The sequence below is a fragment of the Picosynechococcus sp. PCC 73109 genome, from assembly GCF_001521855.1.
GTDB lineage: Bacteria > Cyanobacteriota > Cyanobacteriia > Cyanobacteriales > MRBY01 > MRBY01.
This window is the reverse complement of record NZ_CP013998.1, coordinates 1091384-1108267: the sequence shown is the minus strand read 5'-3', so window position 1 is coordinate 1108267 and position 16884 is coordinate 1091384. Positions and strand designations below refer to the sequence as shown.

19 protein-coding genes, 1 tRNA gene and 1 other annotated feature are annotated in these 16884 nt (G+C 48.8%); of the genes, 17 read left to right on the top strand and 3 right to left on the bottom strand.

Going from position 1 to position 16884, the window contains the following annotated elements:
* Positions 1-19: 19 nt before the first annotated feature.
* From truA to prfA, 5 genes are all read left to right on the top strand, one after another.
* On the top strand, positions 20-844 hold the full coding sequence (gene truA / locus AWQ23_RS05345) for a tRNA pseudouridine(38-40) synthase TruA (RefSeq protein WP_062433276.1): 825 nt from the start codon (positions 20-22) through the stop codon (positions 842-844).
* Between the two features lie 36 nt (positions 845-880).
* A complete protein-coding gene (rplM, locus tag AWQ23_RS05340) occupies positions 881-1336 on the top strand; it encodes a 50S ribosomal protein L13 (protein WP_012306665.1) in 456 nt (151 codons plus the stop codon).
* Positions 1336-1749, top strand: a complete 414-nt coding sequence (gene rpsI / locus AWQ23_RS05335) for a 30S ribosomal protein S9 (protein ID WP_012306664.1) — start codon at positions 1336-1338, stop codon at positions 1747-1749. The genes rplM and rpsI overlap by 1 nt, the downstream gene beginning before the upstream one ends.
* A gap of 86 nt (positions 1750-1835) precedes the next feature.
* The gene (gene rpmE / locus AWQ23_RS05330) at positions 1836-2066 is read left to right on the top strand and encodes a 50S ribosomal protein L31 (protein ID WP_062433273.1); all 231 of its coding nucleotides are present in this window, start codon (positions 1836-1838) and stop codon (positions 2064-2066) included.
* A 100-nt stretch (positions 2067-2166) separates the two neighbouring features.
* A complete protein-coding gene (gene prfA / locus AWQ23_RS05325; RefSeq protein ID WP_062433271.1) occupies positions 2167-3258 on the top strand; it encodes a peptide chain release factor 1 in 1092 nt (363 codons plus the stop codon).
* Between the two features lie 86 nt (positions 3259-3344).
* On the opposite strand, the gene AWQ23_RS05320 is transcribed toward prfA, so the two are convergent.
* Positions 3345-3668, bottom strand: coding sequence for a hypothetical protein (locus AWQ23_RS05320; RefSeq protein WP_030006180.1), 324 nt, complete (start codon positions 3666-3668; stop codon positions 3345-3347).
* 377 nt (positions 3669-4045) lie between these two features.
* Between AWQ23_RS05320 and AWQ23_RS05315 the strand changes: the two genes are divergently transcribed.
* From AWQ23_RS05315 to rplL, 9 genes are all read left to right on the top strand, one after another.
* Positions 4046-5680: an iron uptake porin gene (locus AWQ23_RS05315; protein WP_232308967.1), complete on the top strand. Its 1635-nt coding sequence runs from the start codon at positions 4046-4048 to the stop codon at positions 5678-5680.
* A gap of 173 nt (positions 5681-5853) precedes the next feature.
* On the top strand, positions 5854-6216 hold the full coding sequence (gene rplS, locus AWQ23_RS05310) for a 50S ribosomal protein L19 (protein WP_012306659.1): 363 nt from the start codon (positions 5854-5856) through the stop codon (positions 6214-6216).
* Positions 6217-6311: 95 nt separating this feature from the next.
* Positions 6312-6384, top strand: a tRNA-Trp gene (locus tag AWQ23_RS05305).
* A gap of 61 nt (positions 6385-6445) precedes the next feature.
* On the top strand, positions 6446-6673 hold the full coding sequence (gene secE, locus AWQ23_RS05300; RefSeq protein ID WP_012306658.1) for a preprotein translocase subunit SecE: 228 nt from the start codon (positions 6446-6448) through the stop codon (positions 6671-6673).
* Between the two features lie 18 nt (positions 6674-6691).
* On the top strand, positions 6692-7294 hold the full coding sequence (gene nusG / locus AWQ23_RS05295; protein ID WP_012306657.1) for a transcription termination/antitermination protein NusG: 603 nt from the start codon (positions 6692-6694) through the stop codon (positions 7292-7294).
* A 2-nt stretch (positions 7295-7296) separates the two neighbouring features.
* Positions 7297-7722, top strand: coding sequence for a 50S ribosomal protein L11 (rplK, locus tag AWQ23_RS05290; RefSeq protein WP_012306656.1), 426 nt, complete (start codon positions 7297-7299; stop codon positions 7720-7722).
* A 91-nt stretch (positions 7723-7813) separates the two neighbouring features.
* Positions 7814-8530, top strand: coding sequence for a 50S ribosomal protein L1 (gene rplA, locus AWQ23_RS05285; protein ID WP_030007219.1), 717 nt, complete (start codon positions 7814-7816; stop codon positions 8528-8530).
* A 22-nt stretch (positions 8531-8552) separates the two neighbouring features.
* Positions 8553-8705 (top strand) — a sequence feature (ribosomal protein L10 leader region).
* 39 nt (positions 8706-8744) lie between these two features.
* The gene (rplJ, locus tag AWQ23_RS05280) at positions 8745-9272 is read left to right on the top strand and encodes a 50S ribosomal protein L10 (protein WP_012306654.1); all 528 of its coding nucleotides are present in this window, start codon (positions 8745-8747) and stop codon (positions 9270-9272) included.
* 87 nt (positions 9273-9359) lie between these two features.
* Positions 9360-9746, top strand: coding sequence for a 50S ribosomal protein L7/L12 (gene rplL / locus AWQ23_RS05275; RefSeq protein ID WP_030007220.1), 387 nt, complete (start codon positions 9360-9362; stop codon positions 9744-9746).
* A gap of 195 nt (positions 9747-9941) precedes the next feature.
* Here the strand turns inward: rplL and gatA are convergent, their stop codons facing one another.
* On the bottom strand, positions 9942-11399 hold the full coding sequence (gene gatA / locus AWQ23_RS05270; protein ID WP_062433264.1) for an Asp-tRNA(Asn)/Glu-tRNA(Gln) amidotransferase subunit GatA: 1458 nt from the start codon (positions 11397-11399) through the stop codon (positions 9942-9944).
* 248 nt (positions 11400-11647) lie between these two features.
* On the opposite strand from gatA, the gene acpP reads away from it, so the two are divergent.
* The 3 genes from acpP (at position 11648) to tkt (ending at position 15473) form a co-directional block, all read left to right on the top strand.
* Positions 11648-11893: an acyl carrier protein gene (gene acpP, locus AWQ23_RS05265; RefSeq protein ID WP_012306651.1), complete on the top strand. Its 246-nt coding sequence runs from the start codon at positions 11648-11650 to the stop codon at positions 11891-11893.
* A gap of 149 nt (positions 11894-12042) precedes the next feature.
* Complete coding sequence (gene fabF, locus AWQ23_RS05260; protein ID WP_062433261.1) at positions 12043-13299, top strand: beta-ketoacyl-ACP synthase II; 1257 nt, start codon at positions 12043-12045, stop codon at positions 13297-13299.
* A 167-nt stretch (positions 13300-13466) separates the two neighbouring features.
* Positions 13467-15473 (top strand): transketolase, encoded by a 2007-nt coding sequence (gene tkt, locus AWQ23_RS05255; protein ID WP_062433258.1) that lies wholly within the window; start codon positions 13467-13469, stop codon positions 15471-15473.
* A 93-nt stretch (positions 15474-15566) separates the two neighbouring features.
* Here tkt and AWQ23_RS05250 read toward each other — a convergent pair whose 3' ends face one another.
* Positions 15567-16658 carry an LptF/LptG family permease gene (locus tag AWQ23_RS05250; RefSeq protein ID WP_232308966.1) on the bottom strand — a complete coding sequence of 364 codons (1092 nt, stop codon included), beginning with the start codon at positions 16656-16658 and terminating at the stop codon, positions 15567-15569.
* Between the last annotated feature and the right edge of the window lie 226 nt (positions 16659-16884).

Genomic DNA, 16884 nt, shown 5'->3' with positions numbered 1-16884 from the left:
ACTAATCTGCCAACTGTCCATGCCCATGTCCCAAGCCAACCCCAGAAAGCGCATCGCGTTGGTCATCCAATATATCGGCACTCACTTTTGTGGTTGGCAACGGCAAACAGCAGAAAGAACAGTGCAAGCCGTCATTGAAGAGACGATCTCCACCGTTGTTGGCCAAAAAATCACAATTCACGGTGCCGGTCGAACCGATAGCGGTGTCCATGCCGCCGGACAATTCGCCCACTTTGAATGTGAAAGCCTAATCCCTGGTTATAAATGGGCTAAAATCCTCAACGATCGCCTCCCACCCGATATCAATATCCGTGGTGCTTGCGAAGTTCCCCAGGATTGGCACGCACAGTTTTCTGCCCAATGGCGACGGTATCGATACACCATCTATACCCACCCAACCCCAAACCTGTTCATTCAGCCCTATGCTTGGCATTATTACCAAGCCCCCCTCGATGAGACTCTCATCCAAGCAGCCCTGACGCCCCTATTGGGTGAACATCACCTCGCTGCTTTTCAACGGACTGGTTCCAAGCGATCCCATGCATGGGTCAATGTACAGGCAGCAGAATGTTCCCGTCGAGGCTCCTTTATTCATATAGAAATTCAAGCCAATGGGTTTTTGTATGGGATGGTTCGCCTACTGGTCGGGATGCTAGTGGACATTGGACAAGGTAAACTTTCTTTAGCGCAATTCCAAGATATTTGGAAAAATGAGAAGCGACACCTTGTAAAATATTCAGCCCCAGCAAAAGGCTTATGTTTACTTAGGGTTGGTTATCCTGAGCCTTTGTTTCCACCCCATATTTGGTTTGATACCCAGCCAACTTTTCTACTAACTCATTAGTTGAATTCCTTATGCGTCATCTAGCGCAAAAATTTTATGATTAAGACACCTTTACCGAAACAAGAAACCCTCGACCAGAAATGGTACGTGGTCGATGCTGCTGACCAACGCTTGGGTCGTTTAGCCAGCGAAGTTGCCAAAGTACTCCGGGGCAAGAACAAAGCGGAATACACTCCCCACATGGATACTGGGGATTTTGTGATTGTCGTGAATGCCGAAAAAGTGGTTGTGACGGGTCGCAAACCTGAGCAAAAGCTTTACCGTCGTCACTCCGGTCGTCCTGGTGGGATGAAAGTTGAAACCTTTAATCAGCTGCAAGACCGGATTCCTGAGCGCATTATCGAAAAAGCAGTGAAAGGAATGCTGCCGAAAAATGCCCTCGGTCGTCGTTTGTTCACCAAGCTAAAGGTCTATGCTGGGACTGAACATCCCCATGCCGCCCAACAACCCGAAGTTCTGACCATCAATACTATTCCCGGAGGAGATAACTAATGAACGCAACCGCTACTCAAGATCGCCCTATTTACTGGGGAACAGGTCGCCGTAAGGCATCCATTGCCCGGGTACGCCTTGTACCTGGTTCTGGCAAAGTTGTTGTTAACAACCGCTCCGGGGAAGATTATTTCAACCGGATTCCTGGTTACCTTGCGGTGCTGAAGTCTCCCCTGGAAACCCTGGGCCTAGAAAGCGAGTATGACATTCTTGTGAATGCCCATGGTGGTGGCTTGACTGGTCAAGCAGATGCCGTGAAGCTAGGTGTTGCTCGTGCGCTGTGTGAATTGGATCCAGACAACCGCCAGCCTTTAAAAATTGAAGGCTATTTGACCCGTGACCCCCGCTGTAAGGAACGGAAAAAGTACGGTTTACACAAGGCCCGCAAAGCGCCTCAGTTCTCCAAACGTTAATTTATTTGGTCTGGCGTTCGTTATGGCTATTGTGGCGATCGCCTTTATGCATTTTATTAAACTAAATTGATTAGAGAATAATTCCCATGCCCAAAGCTGATATTCATCCCGAATGGTACCCAGAGGCCAAAGTCATCTGTAACGGTGAAGTTGTGATGACGATTGGTTCTACCCAACCTGAAATCAACGTTGAAATTTGGTCTGGTAACCACCCCTTCTACACCGGAACTCAGAAGATTATCGATACCGAAGGTCGTGTAGACCGTTTCCTCCGGAAGTACGGTATGCTCAGCAACAATTCCGACGACCAGAAATAGGTATTTCCTTGAGTTTTCCCAACCCGGCAGCCCCCTGCTGGGTTCCTTTGTTTTTTAGGGATCTCTTTCCTTCCCCTAGCGTAAAAACGTTCTGTGCATTATGGCTGAAGCATACTTACTCGATAAACTAAAGTCCGTCGAACAAACCTTCCAGGAAATGACCCGACGCCTGGCCGATCCCGACATCGCGACGAACCCCGATGAGCTACAACGGGTGGCAAAAATTCGCTCCTCCCTCGAAGAAACAGTAAATACCTTCAATCAGTGGAAAGAAGCACAAGAAGAACTCCGGGGTGCCAAAGAAATTCTCAAAGAATCCGCCGGAGATCCCGAAATGAAGGAAATGGCGGCTTTAGAAGTCGAGGAACTCGAAAATACCATTGATGTCCTCGAAAATCGCCTGAAGATTCTGCTGTTACCCAAGGATCCTAACGACGAAAAGAACATCATGTTAGAAATTCGCGCCGGAACAGGGGGCGACGAAGCGAGCATTTGGGCTGGCGATCTGCTCCGCATGTATTCTCGCTATGCCGAAGGCCAAAACTGGCGGGTGAAACTCCTGAGTGAATCGGCCGCCGACATGGGGGGCTTCAAGGCCGTCATCCTGGAAATTCAAGGGGAACAGGTTTACAGCAAATTAAAGTATGAAGCTGGCGTCCACCGAGTCCAGCGGGTACCTGTTACCGAAGCTGGGGGGCGGGTTCACACCTCCACAGCAACCATTGCCGTGATGCCAGAAGTTGATGATGTTGAAGTCGAAATTGATCCCAAAGATATTGAAATGACCACCGCCCGTTCTGGTGGGGCCGGGGGACAAAACGTCAACAAAGTAGAAACAGCGGTTGATCTGTTTCACAAACCGACGGGAATCCGCGTCTTTTGTACAGAAGAGCGATCGCAATTACAGAACCGAGAGCGGGCAATGCAAATTCTCCGGGCAAAGCTCTATGAAATGGAACTCCAGCGACAGCAAGAGGAAGTCAGTTCCATGCGTAAATCCCAGGTGGGTACCGGCGCTCGTTCCGAAAAAATTCGCACCTACAATTACAAAGATAATCGCGTCACAGATCACCGCCTAGGCCAAAACTTTTCCTTAGCCCCGGCCCTAGAAGGAGATATTGAGGATATGCTCCAGGCTTGCATTTCCCAAGACCAACAGGCTCAACTCGAACAACTCGCCGCCGAAAGCTAATACATCCTTCCCTGGGGAAGGTGGCCGCAGGCCGGAAGGGGTTCTTCCCTGGGAAAGGCGATCGCCGCTCGGCAGAAGTTCCTTTCCTATGGTTGAACCTCACTGCAAACCTGGTAAAAATCTGTTTCTGGCGGTTCTGCAAAGAGAGGATTCATTTCCGCCATAATTTTTTGACTGAGCTCCGTCTGATTTTTATCCATATCTTCAATATTGTCCCAAAGGATCATCGCAATGCCTTGATCACTGTTTGGCCCCATTTTTTGTAGCAAAAAAGCCCCTTGGAATCCCTCTGAATAGCTGGACACAATTTTTTCATAAAGGGTTTGGGCCTGGGCAAACCGTCCAGGTTTAAATTCACCGATCGCCACATACGCAACCTTATGGCGGAGACAGTCGTTAAGTCCTTGCATAGTTGAATTTTCCATTGTCTAAAATTACATGGCCTGGGGCGATCGCCTGTCGCCTCTGCCAATAATTTCACTGTAGCGAGAGAATCCCCCTAGAAAGCCTCTTTACGCATTTTCTTAACCGCTTTCGTGTTTATGTCAACTTTTTTGTCACATTTCCAACACATCACCGTCCGTCTATTTTTGAATCTTTAACCTGCCATTAATCCAACATCAAGGCGATATTAATCCTCCTTTGGTTCACTAGAGGTGCATCAAACCATAAACTAGCCCGTATCCAACTTTACAGATATTGAAAGTTGTGAATTTCTGGTGCTATACTGCTAAGCGGCGTTTTGAAAATGATTTGCAGTAATAAAACATGCTTATCAATAACATAAATGCCCAAGCTCAAAGTCAAAAAATATCTCAGGTGTGAGGTTCAATCGAATATGTCTAAAACAGTGAGAAATTTTCTCAGTGGTGCTTCCGTTGCCTTAGGCGCAACCGTAGCTTTTTCTGGTACTGCCCAAGCCAACACTGAACTTCTCGATCAAATCAACAGCTATAGCCAAGACGACATCGCTCAGGTTAATAGCGTTTTCCAACTCAGCGATGTTTCTCCCTCTGACTGGGCCTTTGACGCACTGCGCAACCTAGTCGAAAACTACAACTGTATCGTTGGTTATCCCGATGGCACTTTCCGTGGTAGCCGTCCCCTCAGCCGTTATGAATTTGCTGCTGGTCTAAACGCTTGTTTACAGCAGATCGAGCGGATGATTCAAAGTGGTACTTCTGAAGTAACCCCCGAAGATCTCGCTGCACTCCGTCGTCTCGTGAACGAATTTGAGGCCGAACTTGCGACCCTCGGCGCTCGTGTTGATGACCTTGAAGGCCGCGTTGAATTCCTCGAAGACAACCAATTCTCCACTACCACCAAACTCGGCGGGGAAGTGCTCTTTAACCTTGTTGGTGCCTTCGGTGAAGAGAAAGCTGACAGTGATGGCGAAGACATTGATGATCAAATTACTTTCAGCAACCGTGTTCGTCTAAATCTCGACACTAGCTTTACTGGCAGAGACCGCCTCCGTACTCGTTTGGAAGCTGGCAATGTTGCTGAGTTAGATGATGCGACTGGAACTCGTACTGCTCGTCTTGGTTTTGACGGTGATAACGGGAATGATGTCGAAATTTCTAAGTTGTATTATCGGTTCCCTGTCGGTTCCAGAGCCCGTGGTTACGTAGGTGCCATTGGCATGGGTATCGATGATGTCTTTACTGCGACTAACCCTTATTTTGAAAGCAGTGGTGATGGTGCTTTGTCTCGTTTTGGCCGCCGTAACCCGCTCACTTTACGTGGTTCTGACGGTGCTGGTGTCGGTTTCAACTACAATCTCAGTGATAGATTTACTCTCTCCGGTATTTATTTGACTGACGATGGCGACGTCAATAATCCAGAAGAAAAGAATGGTCTCTTTAATGGTAGCTATGTCACTGGGGCTCAGCTAGCATTCTCTCCCACCGACAAGATTGATCTGGCGTTTACCTATACCAACACATACCAGAAATCTGATGCGGTTAACCTCAGCGCTAGTACTATCGATGGCCTGCCCAGACGTCCTTTTGGGAATTTAGCGACGACTGCTAACAATTTCGGCATTGAAGGTAGTTGGATGGTTGGTTCTCGTTTTAATCTTGCTGGTTGGGTTGGCTACACCAAAGCCGACTTTGAATTAGGAGATGGCGAGGCAGACATCTGGAACTGGGCTGTTAATGCGGCTCTCCTCGATGTCGGTGGCGATGGCAACGTTCTTGGCTTCATCTTCGGTCAACCGCCTAAGGTAACTAGCGCTAGTGGCGTTGATGCACTTGGTGAAAATGATGACACTTCTTACCTCGCCGAGCTCCAGTATCGTTATAAGTTGAACGACAATATTACTATTACTCCTGGTGCTTATGTCATTTTCAACCCCAACAATAACGATAATAATGACACCATTGTGGTGGGTGCAATTCGGACTAGATTTAGTTTCTAAATTGAGATTTCCGAGAATTGTTGTTCTTCACAACTAAGAGTATTTAGAGTGGGTCGATTTCGGCTCACTTTTTTTTGAAGTTATTAAGCTTTTAAATTTAGGGAACTGAGTTTTATTTTGACTTTAAGTTGTATTGTACATATACTGATAAATTGTGAGTTTTTTGAAAAACCATGAACGCTGAAGCAATCATTCGCTCCATCGAAGCGGAACAGCTCAAGGATGATCTCCCGACCATCCACGTGGGCGACACCGTTCGAGTCGGAGTCAAAATCAAGGAAGGTACCAAAGAACGGGTTCAGCCCTACGAAGGTACCGTTATTGCCATGCGCAATGGTGGGATTAACGAAACCATCACTGTGCGTAAAATCTTCCAAGGGATTGGTGTTGAACGGGTCTTCCTGTTGCACTCTCCCCTCGTTGATAACATCAAAGTTATCCGTCGTGGTAAAGTCCGCCGGGCTAAACTGTATTACTTGCGCGATCGCGTTGGTAAGGCAACTCGGATCAAGCAACGTTTCGATCGCCCGATCTAGGCTTTTTGTAATCCATTTGATTCGCTCAAAATGTTTTGCACAAAGCCTGCCACCTGTGCTAAGATTGCCAAGGCTTGTTAAGAGCAAGTACCCAAGCGTCCTTAGTTCAGTTGGTAGAACGCAGGTCTCCAAAACCTGATGTCGGGGGTTCGAGTCCTCCAGGGCGCGTTTCAATTTACATTAAACTTTAGTTGAAGTATTGCAGTGGCTCTGGGAGGAGTTTCTGATTGTGGCCAAAACAAAGAAGACCGTCGAGACTGAAGCCAATAAGCCCGAAGGTTTCGATGTTACGAAATACGCCAATGAAACAAAAGAAGAACTAGCTAAGGTTGTTTGGCCCTCTCGCCAGCAGCTCATTAGTGAATCTGCCGCTGTCATTTTGATGGTGATTCTTGTTGCGACTGTTATCTACGTCGTAGACAATCTCTTCATTTTCGTTTCAGGTGCTGTATTTTAAAAGACTCTTTAACTTTCTATGGAACATTCAGAAGAATACACAGGAACGCAAGCTGGACCCAAACCGCGTTGGTATGCCGTCCAAGTTGCATCTGGGTGCGAACAAAGAGTCAAAGCAAACCTTGAACAACGGATTCATACTCTCGATGTGGCGGATCGGATCTTTCAGGTTCAGATTCCCCAAACCCCAACCGTCAAAATCCGTAAGGATGGCAGTCGGCAACATGGAGAAGAAAAGGTTTTTCCTGGTTATGTCTTGATTCAGATGACCCTAGATGATGAAGCTTGGCAGGTTATCAAAAATACGCCCCATGTGATTAATTTTGTTGGGGCCGAACAGAAGCGTAGCTACGGTCGGGGACGGGGCCATGTTAAACCCGTGCCTCTCAGTAAGTCTGAAGTAGAGCGCATCTTTAAACAAGCTCAGGTTGTTGAACCGACTGTCAAAGTCGATATGGCCATTGGCGACAAAATTCTTGTGCTTTCTGGTCCTTTTAAGGATTTTGAAGGCGAGATCATTGAAGTCAGCCCTGAGCGCAGCAAACTGAAAGCTCTATTGTCGATCTTTGGTCGAGATACGCCAGTAGAACTTGAATTTACTCAAGTGGAAAAACAGAGCTAGCGATGGCAAAAAAAGTTGTTACGGTAATTAAATTAGCCTTGCCTGCGGGTAAGGCCAACCCTGCACCTCCTGTTGGGCCAGCCCTGGGTCAGCATGGGGTCAACATCATGGCCTTCTGTAAGGAGTACAACGCAAAGACTTCTGACCAGGCAGGCATGATTATTCCTGTAGAAATTTCGGTATATGAAGACCGGAGTTTCACCTTTATCCTGAAAACGCCCCCCGCTTCTGTCTTGATTCGTAAGGCAGCCGGGGTTGAGAAAGGTTCTGCCCAGCCTAATAAGCAGAAGGCGGGTTCTATCTCCCGGGCACAACTCCAGGAAATCGCCCAAACTAAAATGCCTGATTTGAATGCGAACGATATCGAAGCAGCAATGAACATTGTTGCCGGTACAGCGCGGAATATGGGCATTACAGTTACGGATTAGTAACTGCTTGGAAACTGGATACAACAGTTAAGTTTTTAATCTTTATGTTTGGGGAGAGGCGTGTGTCTCGTTATGTACCCAAGGAGTAAGTATGGCAAAAAAATTATCTCGTCGGCTTCGTGAGGCGCTTGAAAAGGTTGAAGATAGAGCCTATGAGCCTCTGGAAGCTTTGACCCTTTTGAAAGAAACTGCCACAGCTAAGTTTGATGAAACGGCTGAGGCCCACATCCGTTTAGGGATTGATCCGAAGTACACGGATCAGCAGTTGAGAACGACTGTTGCTTTTCCGAAAGGTACTGGCCAGTCTGTACGGGTCGCCGTCATTACTAGCGGTGAACAGGTAAAGGTTGCAGAGGAGTCCGGTGCAGACCTCGTTGGTTCTGAGGAACTCATCGAAGATATCCAGAAGGGCATGATGGACTTTGAAGTCTTGATCGCAACGCCGGATATGATGCCGAAGGTGGCTCGTTTGGGTCGTCAGCTTGGCCCCCGTGGTTTGATGCCTTCGCCCAAAGGTGGCACTGTGACTACGGATGTCGCTACAGCGATCGCCGCTTTTAAAGCAGGGAAACAAGAGTTCCGGGCTGACCGTGCAGGGATTGTCCACGTGCTTTTTGGTAAATCCTCTTTCGCTGCGGAAGATCTTCTGGTAAACTTAAAGGCTCTTCAGGAAACCATCGACCGGAATCGTCCTTCTGGGGCCAAAGGTCGTTACTGGCGGAGCATTTATGTCTCTGCTTCCATGGGACCTTCGATCCAGGTGGATATCAACGCCCTCCGGGATCTTTCCATTGAAGAAAAAGCCTAGGCCCTCTTAGGTAAAACAATTAAATAGATTTGTATTCATGCCAGAGACAGCAGGGGCGATCGCTTAATATCCTGCCGAGGTGAAACGCTACAAGACTAAACAAGTTTTTTTCCAAGTTTGCTTGGAAGAAGAGCGTGACCCTGGCATTGTCGCTGGGGTCTATTTTTTTGTCCCTACTTTAATAACCTTTCCCCAAAAAGGAGGTGAGAACAGAATGGGAAAATCGCTAGCAGATAAGCAAGAATTGGTTGCTGAGATCAAGGATCTGCTCAAGGATGCACAACTTACTTTTGTGATTGATTACAAAGGTTTAACCGTTGCGGAAATCACTGATTTACGTAACCGCCTTCGTCCTGCCGGGGCATATTGCAAAATTGCGAAAAACACGCTGATGCATATTGCCGTTGATGGTGACGAAACGTGGCAACCCGTGCAATCTCTTTTAAAAGATTCCTCCGCATTTTTAATTGCTGGAGAAGATGTTGCTTCCGCCGTTAAAGCTTACAAAGAATTCCGCAAAGCAACGAAGAAAACCGAACTTCGTGGCGGCGTTATGGAAGGTCAAGCTTTAACCAGTGACCAAATCGAAGCCCTCGGTGATCTGCCCACCAAAGACCAACTTTACGGTCAGATTGCAGGTGCGATCAATGCAGTTACTGCAAAAATCGCCATCGGCATCAACGAAGTACCGGGTTCTTTGGCCAGAGCCATCAAAGCTGTTTCCGAAAAAGAAGCAGCCTAACTCTCAACGTCGCGTGATCTATGTCATGGCGGCTTAATTTTCTCGTTGTTCTAAACGTAATTTTTATTCACTAAGGAGATAGATTAAATGTCTGCTACTACCGATGAAATTTTGGAGAAGTTGCAATCTCTAACCCTGCTTGAAGCAGCTGAATTAGTTAAGCAAATCGAAGAAACCTTTGGCGTTAGCGCTGCTGCTCCCGTTGGTGGCATGGTAATGGCTGCCCCTGGTGCTGCTGCTGCTGAGGAAGTTGAAGAGAAGACTGAATTTGACGTTATTCTCGACGAAGTTCCCGCTGACAAGAAAATCGCTGTTCTTAAGGTTGTTCGTGGCATCACTGGCCTCGGTCTTAAGGAAGCCAAAGAAATGGTTGAATCTGCGCCCAAGCCCATCAAAGAAGGTACTGGCAAAGAAGATGCTGAAGCCATCAAGAAGCAGCTTGAAGATGCCGGTGCAAAAGCAAGCGTTAAGTAATTTATATCAACTTGCCTATTGCTAGATAGGTATAGCTTCAACTGATATTTGATTAATTGATTAGCGAACAGGTCATCTGTTCGCTTTTTTTCGATCTGGATGATTAGGTCTTTGCTATGTCACTTACGGCATAAAAAAATCCCCCTGCAGTGATTGAGGGGGAATTATAAGTTGAATTTGTCTTGCAAGAGTTTTTTAGAGTTGGGGTTCTTTCTGGTGCCAAGCCGTTGCCTGTTCATAGACATGGGCTACTTGAAGTAAGAGATCCTCTCGGAGAACATTGCTGATCAGTTGCATCCCGATGGGGAGTCCTTGGGCATCAAAACCACAGGGCAGACTCAGGGCGGGCAGACCGGCCAAATTGACGGGAATGGTCATCAAGTCAGAAAGATACATGCTGAGGGGATCGTCGGTTTTTTCGCCAGCTTTGAAAGCGGTGCTGGGAGAAGTGGGACAAATGAGCACGTCCACTTTGGCAAAGGCTTGATCGAAGTCTTCTTTGATTAAAGTGCGTACTTTCTGGGCTTTGAGGTAGTAGGCATCATAGTAACCAGCGGAGAGGGTATAGGTGCCGAGCATAATCCGGCGCTTTACCTCGGGGCCAAAACCAGCGGCCCGGGTTTGGGTGTACATATCAACAAGGTTATCGGCTGCAGCATTACGGGTGCCATATTTGACGGCATCGTAACGGGCCAAATTTGCAGAGGCTTCGGACGGGGCAATGATGTAGTAGGCGGGTAAGCCGTAACGGAAGCGGGGACAGGAAATGGTTTCGACTTCGGCACCAAGCTCTTGGAGTTGGGCGATCGCCTTTTGAACCGCTTCAGCCACTTCTGGATCGAGCCCTTCCCCAAAAGTTTCTTGGATGATGCCAATCTTGAGGGGCTTATCCTTGGGGAGTTCCGGCTGGAGTAACTGACTATATTGGGGAATATCCACATCTAAACTGGTGGAATCTTTGGGATCGTGGCCGGCGATCGCCTCTAAAAGAATTGCTGTATCTTCCACCGTCCGCGCAAAGGGGCCAATTTGATCCAGAGAAGACGCATAGGCCACCAAGCCAAAACGAGACACCAGGCCGTAGGTCGGTTTAAGGCCCACAACCCCGCATAGAGACGCCGGTTGTCGAATTGAGCCACCAGTATCTGAACCCAGGGCGATCGGCGCTTCTCCCGCTGCCACTGCCGCCGCTGACCCCCCGGAGGATCCCCCCGGTACCCGCGTCACATCCCAAGGGTTGCCCGTCACTTGATAGCCAGAATTTTCCGTCGAACTCCCCATGGCAAACTCATCCAAATTGGTTTTGCCCACCATGATCGCTCCAGCTTCCTGCAACTTCTGGGTGACTGTAGATTCGTAGGTCGGCACAAAGCCTTCGAGGATGCGCGAAGCACAGGTCGTCTGAATACCTTTCGTACAGAGATTGTCCTTAATCGCAATGGGAATGCCTTCTAGGAGGCCAATGGTTTCCCCCGCTGCAATTTTTGCATCCACTTGTGTCGCCTGGGCCAAGGCCTGCTCCTTAGTCAGGGTCAAAAACGCTTTAACCTTGGGTTCCACCGCTTCGATATGGGCAAACGTTTCCGTCAAAATTTCGACAGCAGAACGTTCCTTTGAAATGAGTTGTTGGTGTAGCGTGCGGATGGCTGACATGCTTTATATATTCTCTGAAATACCCCAATCAGTTTATCCACTTGCCTTCCTCCCTGACAATCATCTCTAAAAAATTATTTTTGCGGCGATCGCCTCGGAAGGGAACCAGCATCCGATACAATAAACTCCAGCTTATGTTAATTTAATAAGTCTATTTTTAGTCAGCACAACAAAATGCTAAATTTATGAGCGCTCATATTCTTTAACAAAGTATGGGAACCGCTCAGGTAGATTTTTAGGAATCATCAATGAACCAGGAAATTTTTGACAAAATTAAAAATATTATCGTTGATCAGCTGGATGTCGATGCTGACTCCGTAAGCCCCGAATCAAACTTCATCAGTGACCTTGATGCAGACTCCCTCGACACAGTCGAGCTGGTCATGGCCTTCGAAGAAGAATTTGATATCGATATTCCCGACGATGTTGCTGAAAAAATCACTACGGTGGGAGAAGCAGTTAACATCATCGCTGAAAAAACTGGCGCCAACTAAGCCATTTAGTCTAGTCAGTTTAACCTCAACTTCCAGAGCTGCGAACTTCCAAAAGTTATCGCGGCTTTCTCGCTAGTTTTTATGATTGATTGTCGCTTCCTTTGGATGCACAAGCCTTTTTTCCCACTGCAAAACCACTCAAATCAGCCATGGCACACTCATCTCCGTATCGCGTTGTAATCACCGGTTTAGGTGCGATCACCCCGATTGGTAATACCCTAGAGGAGTATTGGGAAGGACTCATGACCGGTCGCAATGGCATTGACCTCGTGACCGCATTTGACGCTTCCCAACATGCCTGTCGCATTGCAGGTGAAGTAAAAGGCTTTGATCCCCTCGCATTCATCCCGAAAAAAGAAGCGAAACGCATGGATCGGTTCTCCCAGTTCGCCGTGGCTGCCAGTAAACAAGCCCTCGCCGATGCTGGCCTAGAGATCAATGCTGACAATGCCCCTGATATCGGCGTAATGATCGGCACTGGCGTCGGCGGGATTAAGGTGATGGAAGACCAGCAGGAAATTTACCTGGAGAAAGGCCCCAGCCGCTGTAGCCCTTTCATGATTCCGATGATGATTGCTAATATGGCGGCGGGATTGACGGCGATCCATACCGGTGCCCAAGGCCCCAATAGCTGTACTGTGACGGCCTGTGCCGCAGGTTCCAATGCGGTTGGGGAAGCTTTCCGACTCGTTCAACAGGGTTACGCGAAAGCGATGATTTCTGGGGGCACCGAGGCAGCTGTAACCCCCCTCAGTTTTGCGGGATTTGCCTCGGCCCGGGCGTTATCGACCCGTAATGATGATCCGAAACACGCTTGTCGTCCCTTTGATCAAGATCGTGATGGCTTTGTGATGGGTGAAGGGGCTGGCATTTTAATCCTGGAAGAGCTAGAGCATGCCCTGGCACGGGGGGCAAAAATCTACGGGGAAATCGTTGGTTATGGCATGACCTGCGATGCTTACCACATGACGGCACCGACCCCCGACGGCGCTGGGGCAACCCGGGCGATTGAATTGGCGCTCAAGGATGGCGGCTTGGCTCCGAACCAAGTGAACTACGTGAATGCCCACGGCACCAGCACTCCAGCCAATGACATCACAGAAACGAAAGCCATTAAAAAAGCCCTCGGTGACCAGGCTTACAAAATTTTAGTGAGTTCGACAAAATCTATGACCGGTCACCTTTTGGGTGGCTCTGGGGGCATTGAGGCGGTGGCCACAGTGATGGCGATCGCCAATGATCGCGTTCCGCCGACGATCAACCTCGAAAATCCCCAGGAAGGCTGTGATTTGGACTACGTTCCTAACGAAAGCCGCGAACATCTAGTTGAAGTTGCCCTTTCTAACTCCTTCGGCTTTGGTGGCCATAACGTCACCCTTGCGTTTAAGAAATATCGCCCGGAATAAATTTAGTCCGAGTAAATGTTAGCGATTTGACAGAATCATTCTTGCCCAGTGATCCTAACAGTGGGATGATGGGGGGGATTTTGAGGAGGGCAATTTGCGCTTCTTGATGGTCTAACAACTCCCTATAGTTTTTCTTTATTTGTCGTTTACTGTCAGAAATTTTCACTATGACCGTTGCAACCCAATCTATAGATCAGCTTTGTATTAATGCAATTCGCTTTTTAGCAATTGATGGCGTCGAGAAGGCAAAATCTGGTCACCCCGGTTTACCGATGGGCGCCGCTCCCATGGCCTACACCCTCTGGGACAAATTTATGCGGTTCAACCCCAAAAATCCGAAATGGGTTAACCGCGATCGCTTTGTTTTGTCAGCGGGTCACGGTTCGATGCTGCAGTATGCCTTGATGTACTTGGCTGGCTATGACAGTGTTTCCCTCGAAGACATCAAGCAATTTCGTCAATGGAAATCGAAGACCCCTGGTCACCCTGAAAACTTCGAGACCCCTGGTGTAGAAGTTACGACTGGCCCCCTCGGCCAAGGGATCGCCAATGCCGTCGGCCTCGCCCTCGCGGAAGCACACCTCGCAGCCCGCTACAACAAGCCCGATGCCAAAATTTTTGACCATTACACCTATGTGATTATGGGTGATGGTTGCAACATGGAAGGAATCTCCGGGGAAGCGGCATCCATTGCGGGTCACTGGGGTCTGGGCAAATTAATTGCCCTCTACGACGATAACCATATTTCCATCGACGGCTCCACGGACATTGCTTTCACTGAAGATGTGTGTAAGCGCTATGAGTCCTACGGTTGGCACGTGCTCCATGTCGAAGATGGCAACAATGACATTGAGGCGATCGCCAAAGCCATTGAAGCGGCTAAGGCAGTGACTGACAAGCCCTCTTTGATCAAAATCACAACGACCATTGGTTACGGTTCCCCCAACAAAGCAGATACCGCTGGGGTACACGGGGCAGCCCTTGGTGCCGACGAAATTGAACTGACCCGTAAATCCCTCGAATGGAACTATGGGCCTTTTGAAGTGCCTGAAGATGCCCTCAACCATTTCCGGAAAGCCGTTGAACGGGGTGCCAGCGCCGAAGCAGAGTGGGACCAAGTATGGGCCACCTACAAAACAAAATATGCCGAGGAGGCTGCAGAATTAGAGCGGATTCTTTCTGGGAAGCCCCCCGCAAACTGGGCTGACGCTTTACCCACCGCAACGCCCGCCGATAAAGGTCTTGCGACCCGTAAGCACTCCGAAGCAACCCTGAATGCGATCGCCCCGGTATTACCAGAATTGATCGGTGGTTCCGCGGACTTGACTCACTCTAACCTGACAGAAATCCACGTTTCTGGCGATTTCCAAAAAGGTGCCTACGAAAACCGCAACGTCCACTTCGGCGTCCGGGAACACGCCATGGGCGCGATCTGTAATGGCATCGCCCTCCACGGTACAGGTTTAATCCCCTACGGAGCCACCTTCCTTGTGTTCTCCGACTACATGCGGAATTCCATCCGTTTATCGGCCCTGTCCGAAGCACGGGTCATTTGGGTAATGACCCACGACTCCATTGCCCTTGGAGAAGACGGCCCCACCCACCAACCGATCGAGCATGTTGCTTCGCTGCGGGCGATGCCGAACCTCTATGTTTATCGTCCGGCAGATACCAACGAAACCTCCGGTGCCTATAAAGTTGCTGTGGAAAGTGCGACAACGCCGACCCTCTTAGCCCTCACCCGCCAAGGCCTCCCCAACCTCGAAGGCAGTTCCATCGAAAATGCGGAAAAAGGTGGCTACATCCTTTCCGATAGCGAAGGCACCCCTGATCTGATTTTGATTGGTACAGGGAGTGAAGTGCAGCTTTGTGTCGAAGCAGCAAAAGCACTCCGGGCAAACGGCAAAAATGTCCGTGTTGTTTCCATGCCCTGTGTGGAACGCTTTGAAGAGCAAGATGCCGCCTACCAAGAGTCCGTCCTGCCGAAAGCTGTAACCAAACGGGTTGCCGTGGAGGCTGGTGCCACCATAAGCTGGTACAAGTACGTTGGCTTTGAAGGCGCTGTCATCGGTATTGACACCTACGGTGCTTCCGCCCCTGGTGGTGTGGTCATGGAGAAATTTGGTTTCACCGTGGACAACGTTGTTAAAACCGCTGAGACAGTACTAGGTTAAAACCCTGGGTCTGGTCATAGACTGATTCTTTTCAGTAAAACGTTTTGGAGGTAGGTTTATCCCCTACCTCTTTTTTGTTTGTGACAATATTGCCTAGCCTGTCCGCCAGAGAATTGTCCCTGCAGCCACTAACCCCAGGAGATTGGGAAACCACGTCCCCATAAACGGCGTAATCGTTCCCCAGACTCCCATGGAGCTGGAAATCACAGAAATGAGATAGTAGGCAAAAACGATGGCCACCGATAGGCCAACACTGGTCGCTCGGCTTGAGTTTTGCGGGCGCAGGCCAATGGCCGAGCCGACCATCGCAAAAACAATACAGACGAAGGGGACGGAAAATTTTTCTTGTTTTCTCACCTGGAGCGTCCGGATCCGCCTTTCATTGCGACTTAACTTGAGGCTTTCTAAACAAACATCAATCACCTGGAGGGTCATTTCACTGGGACGTTGACAGCGGGTGGCGAGGATCAAAGGGGCATCAGACAGATTTAAAAAGTTGGTTTCAAACTGCTCGATGTCACTGAAGGAACCATTGGCCCCAATTTGATAAATACTGCCATCCTGCACCAGCCAACCCTGTTCATTGGCATTCCACTGGGCAGCGGCAGCCGTGATAATTCTTTGGGTATCGACGGCGGCTCGATCGAGGATGGTGAGATTGTTCATTTGGGTGCCATCGAAGGTCTCGGCATAAAAGAGGGTTTTGAGGATTTCGCGGCTACCAGTGGCCGTTTTTACCCGTTGATATTCGGGGTAGATAATATTTTTTTCTTGGTAGTCAATGGTTGCTTCGCCCTGAGCAATGTTAGCGATGCTGCTGGCCTGTTTCGTGGTCTGGGGGACAATCCAATCGTTGAGGCCAAAGGTGATGCCCGTAATCAGTAACCCCAAAAGCAGACCGGGCAACATCAGCCGCAAGGGGGGCAAACCAACACTCCGTAAGGCGATAATTTCACTAAAGGAAGATAGGCTGCTGTAGGCGGTGAGGGTGCCCAGTAGGGTTGCCATAGGGAGGCCGAGGACGAGAAATTCTGGGAGACGGAGAGCGAGAATTTGGAAGGCGATCGCCCAGGTGATTTCATTGGCGACCACGTTGCGCATTACCTCAAAGAGAACGCCGATGGTGAGGCCCAAACTCGTGAAAATTCCTAACCCAAACAGGAAAGGTCCCACAAGTTGCGCCATAATGTAGCGATCTAATAGTGAAAATACCCTTAAAATTCTCAACATTGTGGTCTAGTCTGATTAGAGTGGAGAGTTTTAGCAACTGTTTAGCAATTAAAATTCCTAGCCCATCATGCCAAAGAAGTTACGGTTTTGTCTGAAATTGTGCCCCTTGACCACTGATTGATCACCGCGCATCGGGAACTTAGAGCCGCGATAATGATTCAGTGCCACTGCACTTTGGTTT